Annotated in this window: 15 protein-coding genes and 1 pseudogene; 7 read left to right on the top strand and 9 right to left on the bottom strand. The window is 62.2% G+C overall.

Annotated elements, in window-relative coordinates:
• Nucleotides 1-6: 6 nt before the first annotated feature.
• Nucleotides 7-1,119: an efflux RND transporter periplasmic adaptor subunit gene (locus QF039_RS00135; protein ID WP_307516467.1), complete on the bottom strand. Its 1,113-nt coding sequence runs from the start codon at nt 1,117-1,119 to the stop codon at nt 7-9.
• Nucleotides 1,120-1,137: 18 nt separating this feature from the next.
• A complete protein-coding gene (locus tag QF039_RS00130) occupies nt 1,138-2,361 on the bottom strand; it encodes a TolC family protein (RefSeq protein WP_307516466.1) in 1,224 nt (407 codons plus the stop codon).
• Nucleotides 2,362-2,522: 161 nt separating this feature from the next.
• Here QF039_RS00130 and QF039_RS00125 point away from each other — a divergent pair, with 161 nt between their 5' ends.
• Nucleotides 2,523-3,197, top strand: a complete 675-nt coding sequence (locus QF039_RS00125) for a heavy metal response regulator transcription factor (protein ID WP_008437506.1) — start codon at nt 2,523-2,525, stop codon at nt 3,195-3,197.
• A 3-nt stretch (nt 3,198-3,200) separates the two neighbouring features.
• On the opposite strand, the gene QF039_RS00120 is transcribed toward QF039_RS00125, so the two are convergent.
• On the bottom strand, nt 3,201-4,106 hold the full coding sequence (locus QF039_RS00120; RefSeq protein ID WP_008437507.1) for a cation diffusion facilitator family transporter: 906 nt from the start codon (nt 4,104-4,106) through the stop codon (nt 3,201-3,203).
• 217 nt (nt 4,107-4,323) lie between these two features.
• Here QF039_RS00120 and QF039_RS00115 point away from each other — a divergent pair, with 217 nt between their 5' ends.
• Nucleotides 4,324-5,694, top strand: coding sequence for a gluconate:H+ symporter (locus tag QF039_RS00115; RefSeq protein ID WP_008437508.1), 1,371 nt, complete (start codon nt 4,324-4,326; stop codon nt 5,692-5,694).
• A 105-nt stretch (nt 5,695-5,799) separates the two neighbouring features.
• Here QF039_RS00115 and QF039_RS00110 read toward each other — a convergent pair whose 3' ends face one another.
• On the bottom strand, nt 5,800-7,083 hold the full coding sequence (locus QF039_RS00110) for an MFS transporter (protein WP_307516465.1): 1,284 nt from the start codon (nt 7,081-7,083) through the stop codon (nt 5,800-5,802).
• Nucleotides 7,084-7,271: 188 nt separating this feature from the next.
• Between QF039_RS00110 and QF039_RS00105 the strand changes: the two genes are divergently transcribed.
• Nucleotides 7,272-8,690, top strand: coding sequence for a short-chain fatty acid transporter (locus tag QF039_RS00105; protein WP_008437512.1), 1,419 nt, complete (start codon nt 7,272-7,274; stop codon nt 8,688-8,690).
• A 23-nt stretch (nt 8,691-8,713) separates the two neighbouring features.
• Here the strand turns inward: QF039_RS00105 and QF039_RS00100 are convergent, their stop codons facing one another.
• Together QF039_RS00100 and QF039_RS00095 are read right to left on the bottom strand one after the other, a co-directional pair.
• Nucleotides 8,714-9,058 (bottom strand): DUF86 domain-containing protein, encoded by a 345-nt coding sequence (locus QF039_RS00100; RefSeq protein WP_177020523.1) that lies wholly within the window; start codon nt 9,056-9,058, stop codon nt 8,714-8,716.
• A pseudogene (locus QF039_RS00095) lies at nt 9,058-9,345 on the bottom strand (nucleotidyltransferase family protein); the annotation flags it as partial. The pseudogene QF039_RS00095 and the gene QF039_RS00100, both read right to left, overlap by 1 nt.
• Nucleotides 9,346-9,504: 159 nt before the next feature.
• Between QF039_RS00095 and acpA the strand changes: the two are divergent.
• The 3 genes from acpA (at nt 9,505) to QF039_RS00080 (ending at nt 13,193) form a co-directional block, all read left to right on the top strand.
• A complete protein-coding gene (gene acpA / locus QF039_RS00090; RefSeq protein WP_307516462.1) occupies nt 9,505-11,205 on the top strand; it encodes an acid phosphatase in 1,701 nt (566 codons plus the stop codon).
• Between the two features lie 122 nt (nt 11,206-11,327).
• Entirely contained in the window at nt 11,328-12,497 is a 1,170-nt protein-coding gene (locus QF039_RS00085; protein ID WP_177047080.1) for a hypothetical protein, read from the top strand.
• Nucleotides 12,498-12,668: 171 nt separating this feature from the next.
• Nucleotides 12,669-13,193 (top strand): hypothetical protein, encoded by a 525-nt coding sequence (locus tag QF039_RS00080; RefSeq protein WP_003214386.1) that lies wholly within the window; start codon nt 12,669-12,671, stop codon nt 13,191-13,193.
• Here QF039_RS00080 and can read toward each other — a convergent pair.
• Nucleotides 13,190-13,834 carry a carbonate dehydratase gene (can, locus tag QF039_RS00075; protein WP_003214385.1) on the bottom strand — a complete coding sequence of 215 codons (645 nt, stop codon included), beginning with the start codon at nt 13,832-13,834 and terminating at the stop codon, nt 13,190-13,192. The two genes, QF039_RS00080 and can, sit on opposite strands and share 4 nt — an antisense overlap.
• A gap of 150 nt (nt 13,835-13,984) precedes the next feature.
• Here can and QF039_RS00070 point away from each other — a divergent pair, with 150 nt between their 5' ends.
• Nucleotides 13,985-14,389 (top strand): hypothetical protein, encoded by a 405-nt coding sequence (locus QF039_RS00070; protein ID WP_003214383.1) that lies wholly within the window; start codon nt 13,985-13,987, stop codon nt 14,387-14,389.
• Between the two features lie 135 nt (nt 14,390-14,524).
• Here the strand turns inward: QF039_RS00070 and rimI are convergent, their stop codons facing one another.
• Nucleotides 14,525-14,977, bottom strand: a complete 453-nt coding sequence (gene rimI, locus QF039_RS00065; protein WP_003214382.1) for a ribosomal protein S18-alanine N-acetyltransferase — start codon at nt 14,975-14,977, stop codon at nt 14,525-14,527.
• The gene (locus tag QF039_RS00060; RefSeq protein ID WP_307522874.1) at nt 14,970-15,707 is read right to left on the bottom strand and encodes an energy transducer TonB; all 738 of its coding nucleotides are present in this window, start codon (nt 15,705-15,707) and stop codon (nt 14,970-14,972) included. The genes rimI and QF039_RS00060 overlap by 8 nt, the downstream gene beginning before the upstream one ends.
• Between the last annotated feature and the right edge of the window lie 69 nt (nt 15,708-15,776).

Genomic DNA, 15,776 nt, shown 5'->3' with positions numbered 1-15,776 from the left:
GCAGGATCAATGGGCGTGCTCGGCCGAGGCCTTGCCCAACTCGGACTTGAGGATGAAGCTGCCGGCGGTGGCCACCTGCGCGCCGGCGTCGAGGCCCTGGCGCACTTCGACGAAGCCGTTTTCGCTGACGCCCAGTTCGATATGCCGGGTCATGAAGCCGTCGCTGGTGCGCACGAACACCGAGGGTTTGTCCTCGACGGTCTGGATCGCCTCCTGGGGGACGGTGACCTTGGCCGGGTAGGTGTCGGTGGCGACCTGCACGGAAACGAACAGCCCTGGACGCCACGAAGCGTCGGGGTTCGGCACCGTGACGCGTACGGTGGCGGTGCGGGTCTGCTCCCCCAGCAAGTTGCCGACATAGGCCACGGTGCCGAGTACTTCGGTGCCCATTTCCGAGGACGTGACCTTCACCGGTTTGCCGACCCGGACCTTGTTCAAATCCTTGGGGAACACGCCGAAGGTCACCCACACCTGGGACAGGTCCGACAGGGTGAAGGCGTTGCTGGTCTCGCTCACCACCTCGCCGACACCCAGGTGTTTTTCCACCACCACGCCGTCGAACGGCGCCCGCAGTTCGTAGCGATTGCCGCCGACCAATACAGCGCTGCCGCTCAGGGCGTTCATCTTTTGCCGGGCATTGTTAAGGGCGATTTCGGCCTCTTGCAGCGCCTGGCGCGCCAGCAGGTAATCCTGTTCGGCGGAGATCCTGTCCTGCCACAACTGGCGCTCGCGCTGGAAGGTGGTGCGGGCCAGTACCACCCGGCGCTCACTGGCCGCCAGTTCACTGCGCTGATCGGAAATCTGCTGGCTGGCGATCACCGCGAGCAGCTCGCCCTTCTTCACCGATTGGCCGAGGTTGACCTTCACCGACTCCACCACGCCGGCAGCACGCGGCACGATGTGGGAGGTGCGGTCTTCGTCGAAACGCACCTCGCCCGGCAGCGAAAGCACAGTGCTGATCTGCCGGGATTGCGCCGGGGCCAGTTGAATACCGGCGGCCTGGATCTGCTGTTCGGTCAGCTCGATCTTGCCTTCCTCTTCCGTCTCTGCCGCACCGCTGATGGCCGGCCACGCCAGCATCAGTGCAACGGCCAGCGCCATCCTGTGCTTGTTGTTCATGGAACGCTCCTGAAAAAATCAAAACCGGGCGAGGTCGCCGTAAATCCGTTCGATGCGCACCCAGGCTTCGGTGGCCTGGGCCGTCGCCGCGAGGTATTGGGTGCGGGCCGCAATCAAGGTGCGCTGGGCGTCGAGTACGTCGAGGAAGTTGAACTTGCCCATCTCGAAACCACGGGTGGCGCTGTCCACCGCGCTTTGGGCGGCGGGCAGGATCTGTTGGTTGAACGAGCGCACTTCGGTATTCGCGGTTTGCCAAAGGTCCAGGGCCTGGCGGGTTTCGGTGCGCAGGCGCAGTTCGGCGGCGTTGCGCAGGTCGCGGGCCTGGTCGGCACGGCGACTGGCGGCCAGCACGTTGCCCTGGTTGCGGTTGAACAGCGGGATCGGCATCGACACGCCCACCACGTTGACCCGCTCGCGCACGCTGGCGTCGTATTGGCTGCCGATGGACACGTCGAGGTCGGGAATGCGCAGGGCTTTTTCCAGGCCCAGGGCCGCTTCGCCCTGGACGATTTGCAGCTCGGCCAGGCGCAGTTCGGCGGTCTGTTCCAGGCGCCCCAGCAACTGCGTGGGCGACGGTAACGCCGGTGCGGCCTGGGCTTGGGTGGCGACGGCCTGGAAATCGGTGCTGGCCGCGCCAGTACTGGCCGCGAGGCGCCGGTAGGCATCGCTCAGGCCCATCTGCGCGCGGTTGAATTGCAGGCGGATTTCCGAGAGTTGCACCTGGGCGCGGGTGGCTTCCACCGGGGACGTTTTGCCGGCGGTGACGCGACCATTGGCCACCACCAGGCCGCGCTCGGCCAATGCCAATGAGCGCTGGGCCAGGTCGAGGCGTTCCTGGGCGCGAAGTGCACCGTAGTAACCGTCGATGACCTCCGCTCGCAGACCGTTGCGGCGCTGTTCCAGGGTGAGTGCGGCCGCCTCCTGGGCACGGGTGGCGACATCAATCCGGGCGCCGCGCTTGCCACCCAGTTCCAGGGTTTGGCTCAGTTTCACGGTGGTGGTGCGCGAGTTGCGGCGGGTGTCTTCGGCATCCCAGGAGGCCACCGGATTCGGGATCAAACCGGCCTGCTGGCGACCGCCTTGGGCGATGTCGATTTCCCACTGCGCAGCGGCCATGTCGGGGTTGTTGGCGAAGGCGGTTTGCAGGGCCGATTCGAGGGTCAGGGTTTGCGCGTTTGCGCCCTGGACCGTCATCAGCAACAGCACCGAAGCGCCGATAAACGTGCGGACAAAAGTCGGCATAACAAGAGTTCCATGCCCATGAATTAACAGGTGGACAATGTAACTTTCGGTACTTATCAGAGGAGTGGCCAGAACATTACAAATCCGTTAGCAACGGCTCTGGCGCGGGCTTTTGCTTTAAGCTCCGGGCAACTTTTCCACTGCCCAGCGGGATCCTCGACATGCGTATTCTGGTTATCGAAGACGAACCTAAAACCGCCGATTATCTGCATCAGGGATTGAGCGAAAGTGGCTATATCGTCGACTGTGCCGCCACCGGCGCCGACGGCCTGCATTTGTCTCGCCAGCACGCCTACGACCTGGTGATGCTCGACGTGAATTTGCCGTTGATGGATGGCTGGGACGTGCTGCAACGCATCCGCCAGAACAGCAGCACCCGCATCATGATGCTGACCGCCCAGGGCCGCCTCGCCGACCGGATCAAGGGCCTGGACCTGGGCGCCGATGATTACCTGGTCAAGCCGTTTGAGTTCCCCGAATTACTCGCGCGGGTGCGCACCTTGATGCGCCGCAGCGTGCATTCGCCGGTGCCGGATGTGTTGCGGGTGGCCGACCTGGAATTGGATCAGGGCCGCCACCGGGCGTTTCGCGGTTTGCAGCGCATCGACCTGACCACCAAGGAGTTCGCCCTGCTGCACCTGCTGATGCGCCAGAGCGGCGTGGTGCTGTCGCGCACGCAAATTATCTCGTTCGTGTGGGACATGAACTTTGATTGCGACACCAATGTGGTGGAAGTGTCGATCCGCCGCCTGCGGGCAAAGATTGATGACCCGTTCGAGCGCAAGTTGATCCATACCTTGCGCGGCGTGGGTTATGTGCTGGAAGACCGTGAGTGACGGTCAGGCATGCACCTCGTCATGCTCGTCATGCTGAAAACCTTCGCCCTCGATCTGGATCGTGGCGTGGGAAATATCGAATTGCTCGTGCAGTAACTCCGTCACCTGGCTGAGGATCTGTTGCTCGCTGCCTTGAGCAGAATCCGCCACCAAGTGAGTGCTCAGCACGTTCTTGCCGCTGGTGAGGGCCCAGATGTGCAGGTCGTGCACGTCCTTGACCCCGGGAACGCCGCGAATTGCCTGTTCCACCTTGTCGATATCGATGCCGTCCGGCACGCCTTGCAGCAGCACGTTCATGCTTTCCTTGAGCAGCGTCCAGGTGCGGGGCAATACCCAGAAGCCAATCGCCGCCGCCACCACCGAATCCACCCAGCCCCAGCCGGTGTACATGATCACCAGCGCCGCGATGATCACGCCGATGGAGCCGAGCATGTCGCTCCAGACCTCCAGGTAAGCGCCCTTCACATTCAGGCTTTCGCCGCTGGCCGCACTCAGCAATCGCATGGAAATCAGATTGACCACCAGCCCCAGCACCGCGATCACCAGCATGCCGGTGGACTGGATCTCGGCGGGCGCCTGCAAGCGTTGATACGCCTCATACAGGATGTAGAACGCAACGCCGAACAGCAGCAGCGCATTAAACGCTGCCGCCAGGATCTCGAAACGCGCATAGCCGAAGGTGCGCTTGCGGTCGGCGGCGCGCTTGGCGACCTGGATCGCCACCAGGGAAATCCCTAGCGCCAGGGCGTCGGTCATCATGTGCGCGGCATCGGACAACAGCGCCAGGCTGCCGGTGATAAAGGCGCCGATCACCTCGGCGATCATAAAGCTGCCGGTCAGTGCCAATGCGATCCATAACAGCCGTTCGTGGCCGGCGCGTACCTGGGCGTGGCTGTGTCCTGCGCTCATGAAATATCCTCGTGGGTGGTCGTCCGGCTGATCATAGAGCTATAGGCCAAAACCACCGGCACGAGTTGCAAAATTGTCATCTCGCCGTCAGCTGGGCGTTAAGCCATGCGCACCAAAATTGAACATGAACGCTCTGGAACCGTTGTATCAGGTATGCTTTTCGAGCAGGAAACAAAAAGAAACATATTAGCCAACCTGTTCGATAAGGAGTCCCGTTTTGGAGTTATCGACTGCCGCGTGGATGGTTCACGACACCCGCCTCATGTTCTGCGTATTACTGGCCATCGCCAGCATCATTGTGTTGATCAGCGCGACCAAGCTGCCGCCCTTCCTGTCGATCCTGATCGGTACGTTTATCGCCGGTGTCGGCGCGGGCTTGCCGCCGGAAGAAGTGGCCAAGGCCTTCAGCAAAGGCGCCGGGGCGATCCTCGGTGAAGCCGGGATCATCATTGCCCTGGGCTCGATGCTCGGCGCGTTGATGGCCGAATCCGGCGCTGCCGATCGTATCGCCACCACCCTGCTGGGGTTGGGCAAGGGCAAGTCATTGCCGTGGGTGATGGCGCTGGTGGCGATGGTGATTGGCCTGCCGCTGTTCTTCGAAGTGGGCCTGGTGATGATGGTGCCGATCATCTTTGTGATGGCCAAGCGTTCGAACCAGCCGCTGCTGAAAATCGCGATCCCGGCGCTGGCGGGGATGACCACCCTGCACGCCTTGATGCCGCCGCATCCGGGGCCGCTGATTGCGGTCAGCGCGTTGCACGCCGACCTGGGCCTGACCATGTTGCTGGGCTTCTGCCTGGCGGTACCGGCCGTGATTCTGGCCGGCCCGTTGTACGGCAACTGGCTGTCCAAGCGCATGCACGTGGATGAGCCGGCCGACATTGGCGCGCTGTTCAGTGCTCCGCCCAAGGCGCCGCGCCAGCCGAGTTTTGGTGTGTCGCTGCTGATCATCCTGTTGCCGGTGATCCTGATGCTCGGCAGCACCCTGGCCAAGGTTGCCATGTCGCCGGAAAGCCCGGTGGCACTGACCTTGAAGTTCCTCGGTGAGCCGTTGATCGCGCTGGGCCTGGCGGTGATTGCCGCGGTGATCTGCCTGGGCTGGGCCAGCGGCATGCCGCGGGCCGATGTCGGCAACACCCTGCGCAAGGCGCTGGCGCCGATCGCGGTGCTGTTGCTGACCATCGGCGCCGGTGGCGGGTTGAAGCAAACCCTGCTGGATGCCGGCGTGAGCCAGACCATCAGCAAGGTGGCCGAAGGCGCGCACATGCCGTACCTGTTGCTGGCCTGGTTGATTGCGGTGGCGCTGCGTCAGGCCACGGGGTCGGCGACCGTCGCCACCACGACAACGGCGGGCATCCTGGCGCCGATGATGGCGGGATTGGCGGCGACGCAAAGCTCACTGGTCGCCCTGGCGATTGGTGCCGGCTCGGTGTTCTTCTGCCACGTCAACGATGCCGGCTTCTGGATGGTGCGCGAATACTTCGGCTTGCAACTGAAGCAGACGATCTGGGTGTGGTCGGTGTTGCAGACCATTGTGTCGGTGGTGGGCCTGGTGGGCACGCTGCTGATGTGGCACTTCCTGACGTAATGATCGTTCCCACGCTCCGCGTGGGAATGCATCCGTGACGCTCCGCGTTACACGAGCGGACGCGGAGCGTCCAGGGAGGCATTCCCACGCAGAGCGTGGGAACGATCAGGTGGGTAGGCGCGTGCCAAAATGCGCCGCACTCACTGCGCCCACCGCGCCCATTACCACGCAATACCCCACGCAGATCCACGGGCTGGTCGGCATCAACGCGATCAACATCAGCGGCGTGGTACTCGCCCACAGCGCATAGGCAATGTTGTAGGTGAAGGAAATCCCCGAGACGCGCACCTGCGCCGGGAACAGGTTGACCATCACCGACGGCACCGCGCCCACCACCCCGCAACTCAAGCCGGCAATTGCATACGCTGCGCCCAGCCACACGCCACCGGCAATCAGGCTCGCATAGAGCACGGCAATCCCCACCGGCAGCAGCAGGCTATAGACCAACACCGCACGCCAGGCGCCGATGCGGTCCACCAGCAGCCCGGCCAACACGCAACCGATATTCAGGAACACGATGCCCAACGCGCTCAGGGCGAAGGTGTGGCTGGGGCTCATGCCGAAGGTTTTCTGCATCATGGTCGGGGTGATCACCACCAGTACGACGACGGCCGAGGTGAGCACGCAGGTGAGGATCATCGCCGGCAGCAGCGCGCTGCGATGTTCCCGCAGGACGGTACGCAGCGGCAGTTCGGCGCCGGCCTGGCGACGGGCCTGCATTTGCAGGAACACCGGGGTTTCGCTGAGCCAGCGCCGCAGCCAGACACCGATCACGCCGAACACGCCGCCGAGCAGGAACGGGAAGCGCCAGGCGTAGTCGAGGATTTCGGCCGGGGTGAAGACTTGCGCCAGCAGCGTCGCCGTCAGCGCGCCGAGCAGGTAGCCGAAGGTCAGCCCGGCCTGGAGGAAGCCCAGGGCATAACCACGATGGTTGTCCGGAGCGTGTTCGGCGACAAACACCCAGGCGCTGGGCACTTCCCCGCCCACTGCCGCACCCTGGAGGATGCGCAGCGCCAGCAGGATCAACGGTGCGAAATAACCGATGTGTGCGTAGGTGGGCATGATCCCGATCAGCAGGCACGGCAGCGCCATCATCAGGATGCTCAGGCTGAACACCCGTTTGCGCCCCAGGTGATCGGCGAAGTGCGCCATCAGGATTCCGCCCAGTGGGCGCGCGAGGTAGCCGGTGACAAAGATGCCGAAGCTTTGCAGCAGACGCAGCCACTCGGGCATTTCCGGCGGGAAGAACAGCTGGCTGAGGGTCAGCGCAAAAAATACGAAGATGATGAAGTCGTAGATTTCCAGGGCCCCGCCCAGGGCAGCCAGGCCCAGGGTTTTGTAGTCGGAGCGGGAGAAACGCTGCGCCTGTGGATAAGAGGTGGCAGTCATGGAAAAGCTCGGCAGACAAACAAAATGGCCTGCAGGTTATGAGCTGGGCCCGGTGATGGCAATCTCGCCGGATATATTTGCTTTACTCATTGATCAATGAAGATAACTACATTCCCAAATGAATAGCCGTAGAGGAACATGCAGCAAAACTGCCGCCCCCATAATAAATACAAATAGAGGTACTGAACGTGGCCGATGCTATCGAAGACAGCCGCTACGCCCGATTCGCCCTGCGTTGTTCAAACTTCGCCGAGCGCTGGTTCCCTGACTCCTGGGTGTTTGCCGCCCTCGCCGTGATCATTGTCGCCGTGGCGACCCTGGGCATGGGCGCCGCGCCGACCGAGGCCGCCAAGGCGTTTGGTGACGGTTTCTGGAGTTTGATCCCGTTCACCATGCAAATGGCGTTTGTGGTGATTGGCGGTTACGTGGTCGCCAGCTCCCCGCCCGCCGTGAAGTTGATCGACCGCCTGGCGCGCATCCCGAAGAACGGCCGTTCTGCCGTGGCCTGGGTGGCGCTGATTTCGATGGTCGCCTCGTTGCTCAACTGGGGCCTGTCCCTGGTGTTCGGTGGTTTGTTGGTGCGTGCGCTGGCCCGGCGTACGGATTTGCGCATGGATTACCGCGCGGCCGGTGCTGCGGCCTACCTCGGTCTGGGTGCCGTTTGGGCGCTGGGGCTGTCGTCGTCGGCGGCGCAGTTGCAGGCCAACCCGGCCAGTTTGCCGCCGTCGATCCTGTCGATCACCGGGATGATCCCGTTCACCGACACCATCTTTCTGTGGCAGTCCGGCGTGCTGTTGCTGGCGCTGATCGTGGTGTCGCTGATCATCGCCTACGCCACCGCGCCCGGGCCGAACTCCGCCCGTGACGCCAAGGCTTGCGGTATCGACCCGGCCTTCAACATGCCCAAGCCGCAACCGCCGACCCGTCCGGGCGAGTGGCTGGAGCACAGCCCGTTGCTGACCATCCTGCTGGCGTTGCTGGCCGCCGGTTGGTTGTTCCATGAATTCTCGACCAAGCCGGCGATCAGCGCGATCTCGGGGCTGAACACCTATAACTTCCTGTTCCTGATGGTCGGTGCCCTACTGCACTGGCGTCCGCGCAGTTTTCTCGATGCGGTGGCCCGTGCGGTACCCACCACCACCGGGGTGCTGATCCAGTTCCCGCTGTATGGCTCGATTGCCGCGCTGATGACCGTGGTGAAAGGCAGTGACGGCGCGACCCTGGCGCACCACATCTCGACCTTCTTCACCTCGATCGCGTCCCACGACACCTACGCGCTGTTGATGGGCGTGTACTCGGCGGTGCTGGGCTTCTTTATCCCGTCGGGCGGCGGCAAGTGGATCATCGAGGCGCCGTACGTGATGCAGGTCGCCAACGACCTGGAATATCACCTGGGCTGGGCGGTGCAGATCTACAACGCCGCCGAAGCGCTGCCTAACCTGATCAACCCGTTCTATATGCTGCCGCTGCTGGGCGTGCTGGGGTTGAAGGCGCGGGACTTGATCGGCTTTTCGTTTGTGCAGTTGCTGGTGCATACGCCGCTGGTGTTGTTCCTGCTGTGGGCGTTGGGCACGACGCTTAAATATTTGCCGCCGGTGATGCCTTAATTATCTGAAGCTGCACCCGCTCTTCAGGCGGGTGCGGCTGGCAGGTTGTTCAGCAGCTCAGGTAGCGCGTGCTGAACCGTGTCCCATACCACTTCAAGATTTATGTCGAAGTAACCATGGGCAATCCGGTTGCGCACCCCGCGCATACTGCGCCAAGGCACCTGCGGTTGGGCGGCTGCAAACTCTGGATGTTGATCCATTATTTTGGTCGACGCTTCGCCGATGATGATCAAACTCATGATCACGGCTTGCTGGGTACGCTTGTCTTCAAAAAACTCAGGTTTGCTCACCCCTTCGACAAAGGTGATCGCGTCGGACGATGCCTGGCGCATGTGCTCCAGGTAGTCGCCAATCCGATTTGAGACCATACGGGCCGGGCCTCAGCCAAGACTTGAGCACGAAACTTCAGAGGCAGATCGCCAGGCGTCAGCAAATCGACGTTTACCCCGAGCAAGTCTTCCAACTCCACCTGCAGCCCACCAAGGTCAAAAAGGGTCGCTCCCGGTAGCGCATCAACCAGTAAATCGAGATCACTGCCGTCTTTATCAGTCCCCAACAAAACGGACCCAAACACCCTTGGGTTGGAGGTATGGAAACGTCCTACTACTTCACGCACGGCAGCCCTCTTGAGATCCAGGGCAGTTGAAGGTTTCATGGGGCACCTCTGCGGTATGCAATATCGGGCCAGTCTAGCAGTGCTTGGGATCAGGAAGCATGCCCACATGATCACACTGCTGTCTTCGTTCCGTCACATTCCATTGCTACCGTTCCGGCGAAACATATTGCAACAACTAACCCGCATGGACTCCCAGCAATGAGCGACGAGCACAAAGACCGCCCTTCCCAAGACATTGAAGCCAAACCGCCAGTCGACACCAGCCGGCGGCGCTTCCTGGGAGGCGCGGCCGTGCTGGGCGTGGGTGCGACCCTGAGTGCCTGCGGCAATACCAGCGAGGCACCCGGCAAGCCGGTGGAGCGGCCGCTGACCCCGCAAGAGCTGGACAAGGCCCTGCACGAACAGGTTAAAACCGTGGTGGTGATCTACGCCGAAAACCGCAGTTTCAACAACCTGTTTGCTGATTTCCCCGGGATCGAGAAACCCCTGTCGGCCCTCACCGCCGCTGAGTATCAACAACGCGACCGTGACGGCAGCCTGCTGAGCACCCTGCCCCCGACATGGGGCGGCGTGTTGCAAGTTGGCCCGCAGACCGTGGATGGCGTCACGTACCCCAGCGAAGTGCAATACCAGGAAAACCTGCCCAACGCTCCGTTCGCCCTCAAAGGCCCGAATGGCGAAGACCAGCCCCTGAGCCTGGTCACCCGGGATTTGTGGCACGTGTTCTATCAGAACCAGATGCAGATCAATGGCGGTAAAAACGATGCGTTCGTCGCCTGGGGCGACTCCGGCGGCCTGCTGATGGGCCATTACGCCCAGAGCCGTTACGCCCTGCGCTTGTGGGACGTGGCGAAGGAGTTTGTGCTCTGCGATAACTTCTTCCAGGGCGCGTTTGGCGGATCGTTCCTCAACCACCAATACCTGATCAGCGCCACCCCGCCGGTGTACCCAAACGCTGCGCAATCGGTGGCCAAGGCACAGATCGCCACGCTGCAAAGCGACGACCCGACCGACCCGCGCCTCAAGCCTCTGGACAAGTCCCCGGCCAGCGCCATGACCGGCCCGCCGCAATTCGGCCCCAGCGCACTGACCCCGGACGGTTTCGGCGTGAACACCCTGGCCCCGCCTTACTGGCCTACCTGGATTCGCGACCCCGAGCGCCCGGATTACTCCAAGCCCGACTTGCCTAACGTGCTGGTGCCACAAACCCACGAGCACATCGGCGACAAACTGTCGAAAAAGAACGTCGACTGGGCCTGGTACGCCGGTGCGTGGCAAGCAACGCTGGATCAGTTCAAGGACTCGGGCGGCATTCCGAAGATTCCGAACTTCCAGTACCACCACCAGCCCTTCAACTACTTCAAGCAGCAAGGCCCGGAAAACCCGGCTGAGCGCAATAAACGCCTGCGCGATGGCGGCCTGGGGGATGACGCCAGCACCAACAAGTTCTTCGCCGATGCCCAGGCCGGCAAGCTGCCTGCGGTGACCTTCTACAAACCCCAGGGCAACCTGAATATGCACGCCGGTTACGCCGACGTCGCTTCGGGCGACCGGCATATCACCCGCGCCTTGAAGGTGCTGCAGGAAAGCCCGCAGTGGAAGAACATGGTGGTGATCGTCACCGTCGATGAAAACGGCGGCTGGTGGGACCACGTTGCACCGCCAAAAGGCGATCGCTGGGGCCCGGGCACGCGGATTCCGGCACTGGTGGTCTCGCCGTTCGCGCGCAAGGGCACGGTGGACCATACCGTCTACGACACCGCGTCGATCCTGCGTCTGATCACCCGGGTGTTCCAGCTGGAAACCCTCGACGGGCTCAAGCAGCGTGACGACGCCATGACCGCGCGTGGCCAGAAGCCCATGGGGGATTTGAGCAACGCCCTGCACTTCAAGGTGTAGACGCACTTGCTCAAAAGCGACAAGCGCGCAGTTTTTCTACGCGCTTTTCCCGGTCAACCGCTACTGTGTGAGGGTGGGCATTCACCCCGCGCAGACGGGCTTTCGCTGACAGGGAACCATCCATGTTCAAACTCACCAGGTTGTCCTTCACCCTGGCCGCACTGACCTTGAGTGCGGTCGTACAGGCTGACATCACCGTACCGCTGGGTACCCCGCAACGGGTCACCCAGTTGTTCGCGTACCCAAACAATTGCAGCGTCATCTGTTTTCGTCCCTGGACGCTGGAACAGACCGTCGAGCACTACCTGAACCAGAGCCTGCAACGCGACGGTTACAGCCGGGGCAAAGTCAGCGTCAAAACCGAGCATGACCAGGTGCTGGCCACGTTCAGCGGTGTGCCAGACGGTTATGGCCAGCCGTTGACCACCTTGCTCGATACCGCCGACCTGGCTTACCAGGGCGCCAGCAAACTCAATGGTGATGGCAAATGGCAGTTCAACTGGTACCTGTTCCTGCCGCTGGGCATGGCCCTGGAAAACCGCAAGAGCATCGAGCTGCTGCACTTCCCGCCGGATTATTCCCTGACCCACTTCCAGGACTACCTGGAGTCGGCCACCACCGACCGCTGGGCGACCTTGCTCACGGCCAACGGCATCCCGGCGACCCAGACGCCGGAATACCAGACCATCATCGACATCGCCCCGATCGCCGCCCCTGCCACGGCGGGCAAGGACCTGGAAGGCGTGTACGGTTACTTCACCGACTATCAGACCCGGATGGTCAAGGAGCTGAGCCAGCACGCGGGCGGCGCGTTGCCGATGGTGGCCTTCGGCGCGCCGGTGCGCAGCTGGATCAAGCAGCAATACGGGCAAACCGTTGCCGTACTGGGCCTGGCGCAAATCAGCCCGGCCGTCGGGAGCCAGGTCGCCGTACTGGGTGCCAATCACCCGAGCTACATCTGGTATGCCGCCAACCCCGACACCTACGACGGTGACGAGCAAAAGGCCGACGAGGCCGGTTTGAAGGTGATGGGCCAGGACTTGAGCGCCGCCTGCTGGCAGGCCTCGATGGGCCAGAAGCCCGCCAGCGATCCGAATGTGCAGCTCAAAGGCTGCATGAACACCTGGCAGGTAACGCGCAAGGAGCAGACCTGCGAACTGTTCTACACCTCTATCCGCGAGCTGACGCCCGATCAAGCGAACGCCAAGTGTGCCCAGCCGGCGATCAAGACCCAGCTGAGGCAATTGAAAAGCGCAGTGCCAGAACCGGCGATTGAAGCACCGGCGCTCTGAAGCAGGCTGCCAGAAGGGCGTTTTCCTACATAAAAGATAGCCAATTTCTACTGTCAGATTTGACAGTAGAAATTGGCTCCCACTTAAGCGAGTCTTGAGCCGCGCCCATCCGCTGCAAGACTGGCAGTCAAGACACCACCGGCAGGTCGATGCAGCCCCTCCTGGAGAGTCATGAAAACTCAAGCCATGGACAAGGCTAAAACCGCTGTGAGCAAGTGTCTTTACCCGTTCGCGACCGCCCTCGCCGAACACGGCTACCCCCGCGCTCGCGACTATGAAGTGGTGCGTACCCGAGACGGTTCAGGCGACGGAATCAAGACCCGCGTCGCCTTTGACAGCCGCCTGTGTATCGCCAGGGTGTCCGGCTACGCATTGAATGAGCGGCGCCTGCATACGGTGCAGATGTCCTCGCGTATCCACTTGTACGACCCGTGGTTCAGCGGCTTGCTTTCGCACTCGTGCAACCCGAACGCGTTTCTCGACATGACGTACCTGGAACTGTGGTCCGTTCAGCCCATTCCCGCTGGTGCCCTGCTGACCATGGATTACGCCCACACCGAGGACGTATTGTTCCGACAGTTTCGCTGCCAGTGCGGCGAGCTCAACTGTCGGGGCTGGATCACCGGCATGAAGGAGCCGTTGAATCCCGAGGGTCAGCAATTCATGGAGCAGTGGCGCGAACGCAAAAGCCCTTAGACCGCACCCAGCGGGCGCAGGCGGTATTGCGGCGGCAATTGCTCGAAGCCACTGATGGTGGTGTTCAGGCTTTTCCAGCGGCCGTCCTTGATCCCGTAAATGCAGCCATGAACCGACAGGCTTTGCCCGCGGTGCCAGGCATTCTGCACGATGCTGGTGTGGCCGACGTTGGCCACCTGCTGGATCACGTTCAGCTCGCACAGGCGGTCTACGCGTTCCTCTTCCGTGGGCAACTGGGCCAGCACGTCGCGGTTTTCGTAGTACAGGTCACGGATGGTGCGCAGCCAGCCGTCGATCAGGCCCAACTGGTTGTCCTGCATCGAGGCGCGTACGCCACCGCAGCCATAGTGGCCGGTCACCAGGATGTGTTTGACCTTGAGCACGTCGACTGCGTACTGGATCACCGACAGGCAATTGAGGTCGGTGTGCAATACCACGTTGGCCACGTTGCGGTGCACAAACAGGTCGCCAGGCAGCATGCCGACGATCTCGTTGGCCGGCACGCGGGCGTCGGAACAGCCGATCCACAGGTATTCCGGGGTTTGCTGGCGGGCGAGCTTGGCGAAGAATTCGGGATCTTCCTGTTTGATCGCATCCGCCCAGCGTTCGTTGTTATCAAGCAAGTCTTGTAGTTCGTTCATCAGGGAAAGCCTCAGGAATGATGCGCAGTTTTGACACTCGACCGCCCGTCCGGGTCACGCCAGCAATAAAGATAGCCGGCGGCAATTACTTGAATCTTGGGGAGCCATGCCTGTCCACACACTATAAGCCCCACAGTATGAGGAATCGCCATGACTGAATCACGACGTCCCTACGGCGCTACACAGCCGGAACCGATTGATGACAACGAAGATCGCATGGGCGAAATGCGCGAGCTGGATTTTGACAAGGAGGAGCCGACTGCGGAAATCGGCGACGAAATTCCGCCTCGGGAGCGTGAGCACCTGATGCCCGACGAACGGGTGCGCGAAGCCGGGATGACCGGTGCTTCCACTGACGATCATGACTCAACCGATGATGACATGAGCCCGGAAACGCTGATCCATGAGGATGGCGCGCGGGATGCGCAGGAAGCAGGTGAAGACCATCCGGCGGATTACGATTTGAGTATCGTCGATGAAGACGAGATCGGCGGCGGCAATGGCCTGGATGAGGCCGAGTTGGCCGATATCGATCCAGTAGACGGCAACCGCTGACACCCTGCTGAACTGAATGTGGGAGCGGGCTTGCTCGCGAAGGCGGTGTGTCAGTCATTACATCTGGCGACTGGACCATCGCCTTCGCGAGCAAGCCCGCTCCCACCAAGCCCGCTCCCACATTGGGCCCTGTGTTTAGTCGACCAGGGTGCAGGCCATCACGACCGCATCTTCGCGGCCACCGACGGCGGGGTAATAATCCCGCCGACGGCCAATTTCGTTGAAACCATAACGCTCGTACAGCCGGAACGCGCCGGTGTTGCTGTCGCGCACTTCCAGAAAACATTCCCGCGCCTTGGCCTCGTAGGCCCGGGACATCAGGTGCTCCAGCAAGCTCAAGCCCAGGCCACGGCCCTGGTTTTCCGGCTTGACGGTGATGTTCAGCAAATGTGCTTCATCGAGGATGATCTGCACCACCCCGTGACCCACCTGCTGCTCGCCTTCGAACATCAGCCAGATCTGGTATTTGCCCAGCCCGTCGAGAAAAATCCCGCGGGTCCAGGGGTGGCTGAACGCTGCGTATTCGATCTTCAGTACAGCGTCGAGGTCCGCCTCGGTCATCGGGCGGAAGGATAAAGCTTCACTCATCGGTACTTTTCCAGCGCGCCATCAGCCGGCGCATAGCTTGCCAGACATCAGCCTTACGCTGTGGCTCTTCCATTAATAGTTCCAGGCCCGGCAGGGCCCAAACGGAGCCCAGGCCTTCGACCTGCAGTTCGCGGTACCAGGCCTCGGCATTCGCTTCGCCGGCAAAACGCACGGCGGGCAGGCCGATCAGCCACAGGCACACGCAGGGTTCGTCTTCCAGGCGCGCCGAGACAAAACCTTGCACAAAATCCCGTGCAGCTTCCGGGCCCTGGTCCATGGTGCCCCGGGCCAGCAGCGGCCAGCGCACCGGCTCGCCAACGATTTGCGGACTGTCGGGCAGGCCGGCGGCGCGCAACATGTCCTTGAGCAGCAGATAGGCCGGGTCGCGGGCCTGGAAGCGCTCGCCTGTGGGTAACTCCACCAGCAGCAGGCAACGCCCGGCCCGCAGCAGTTGCAGGGCAAAGCGTGGCGGCGGTACGACCGGAGCCTTGACCACGGCAGGCGCCTCTTCGGCGACGACCGGCTTCGCCACCGGCGACGGGCGCGGCACTTCGACCTTTGGCCGGACCACCGAGGTTTCTGCCACGGGCTTGACCAGCGGCACCGGCGCAGCCGCCTCCTCACCCGAAGGCTCGAAAGCCTCGAACGGTTCCGGGGCCTCCAGCAGCTCGGGCCGCGAAGGGGCGGCGAACGGTAATTCAGTGCGCGGCAGCCAGTTGACCACCTGCATGGCGGTCAAGTAAGCGCGACGTCGGGACTCGATAAGCAAAGGTCGGCCACTTGTGGATAACTAAAGAAC

Origin of the sequence: Pseudomonas sp. W2I6, assembly GCF_030815935.1 — a bacterium.
In the GTDB taxonomy this organism is placed as follows: Bacteria; Pseudomonadota; Gammaproteobacteria; order Pseudomonadales; family Pseudomonadaceae; genus Aquipseudomonas.
The sequence above is the reverse complement of the archived record's forward strand: the minus strand, read 5'-3'. Positions and strand labels throughout refer to the sequence as shown.

Bases quoted from the DNA above. Each gene is read 5' to 3' on its own strand.
- QF039_RS00085 (WP_177047080.1), top strand. From the start codon at position 11,328: ATGTTCAAACTCACCAGGTTGTCCTTCACCCTGGCCGCACTGACCTTG.
- QF039_RS00110 (WP_307516465.1), bottom strand. From the start codon at position 7,083: ATGACTGCCACCTCTTATCCACAGGCGCAGCGTTTCTCCCGCTCCGAC.
- rimI (WP_003214382.1), bottom strand. From the start codon at position 14,977: ATGAGTGAAGCTTTATCCTTCCGCCCGATGACCGAGGCGGACCTCGAC.
- QF039_RS00130 (WP_307516466.1), bottom strand. From the start codon at position 2,361: ATGCCGACTTTTGTCCGCACGTTTATCGGCGCTTCGGTGCTGTTGCTG.
- can (WP_003214385.1), bottom strand. From the start codon at position 13,834: ATGAACGAACTACAAGACTTGCTTGATAACAACGAACGCTGGGCGGAT.
- QF039_RS00100 (WP_177020523.1), bottom strand. From the start codon at position 9,058: ATGGTCTCAAATCGGATTGGCGACTACCTGGAGCACATGCGCCAGGCA.
- QF039_RS00070 (WP_003214383.1), top strand. From the start codon at position 13,985: ATGACTGAATCACGACGTCCCTACGGCGCTACACAGCCGGAACCGATT.
- QF039_RS00120 (WP_008437507.1), bottom strand. From the start codon at position 4,106: ATGAGCGCAGGACACAGCCACGCCCAGGTACGCGCCGGCCACGAACGG.
- QF039_RS00080 (WP_003214386.1), top strand. From the start codon at position 12,669: ATGAAAACTCAAGCCATGGACAAGGCTAAAACCGCTGTGAGCAAGTGT.
- QF039_RS00135 (WP_307516467.1), bottom strand. From the start codon at position 1,119: ATGAACAACAAGCACAGGATGGCGCTGGCCGTTGCACTGATGCTGGCG.
- acpA (WP_307516462.1), top strand. From the start codon at position 9,505: ATGAGCGACGAGCACAAAGACCGCCCTTCCCAAGACATTGAAGCCAAA.
- QF039_RS00060 (WP_307522874.1), bottom strand. From the start codon at position 15,707: ATGCAGGTGGTCAACTGGCTGCCGCGCACTGAATTACCGTTCGCCGCC.
- QF039_RS00125 (WP_008437506.1), top strand. From the start codon at position 2,523: ATGCGTATTCTGGTTATCGAAGACGAACCTAAAACCGCCGATTATCTG.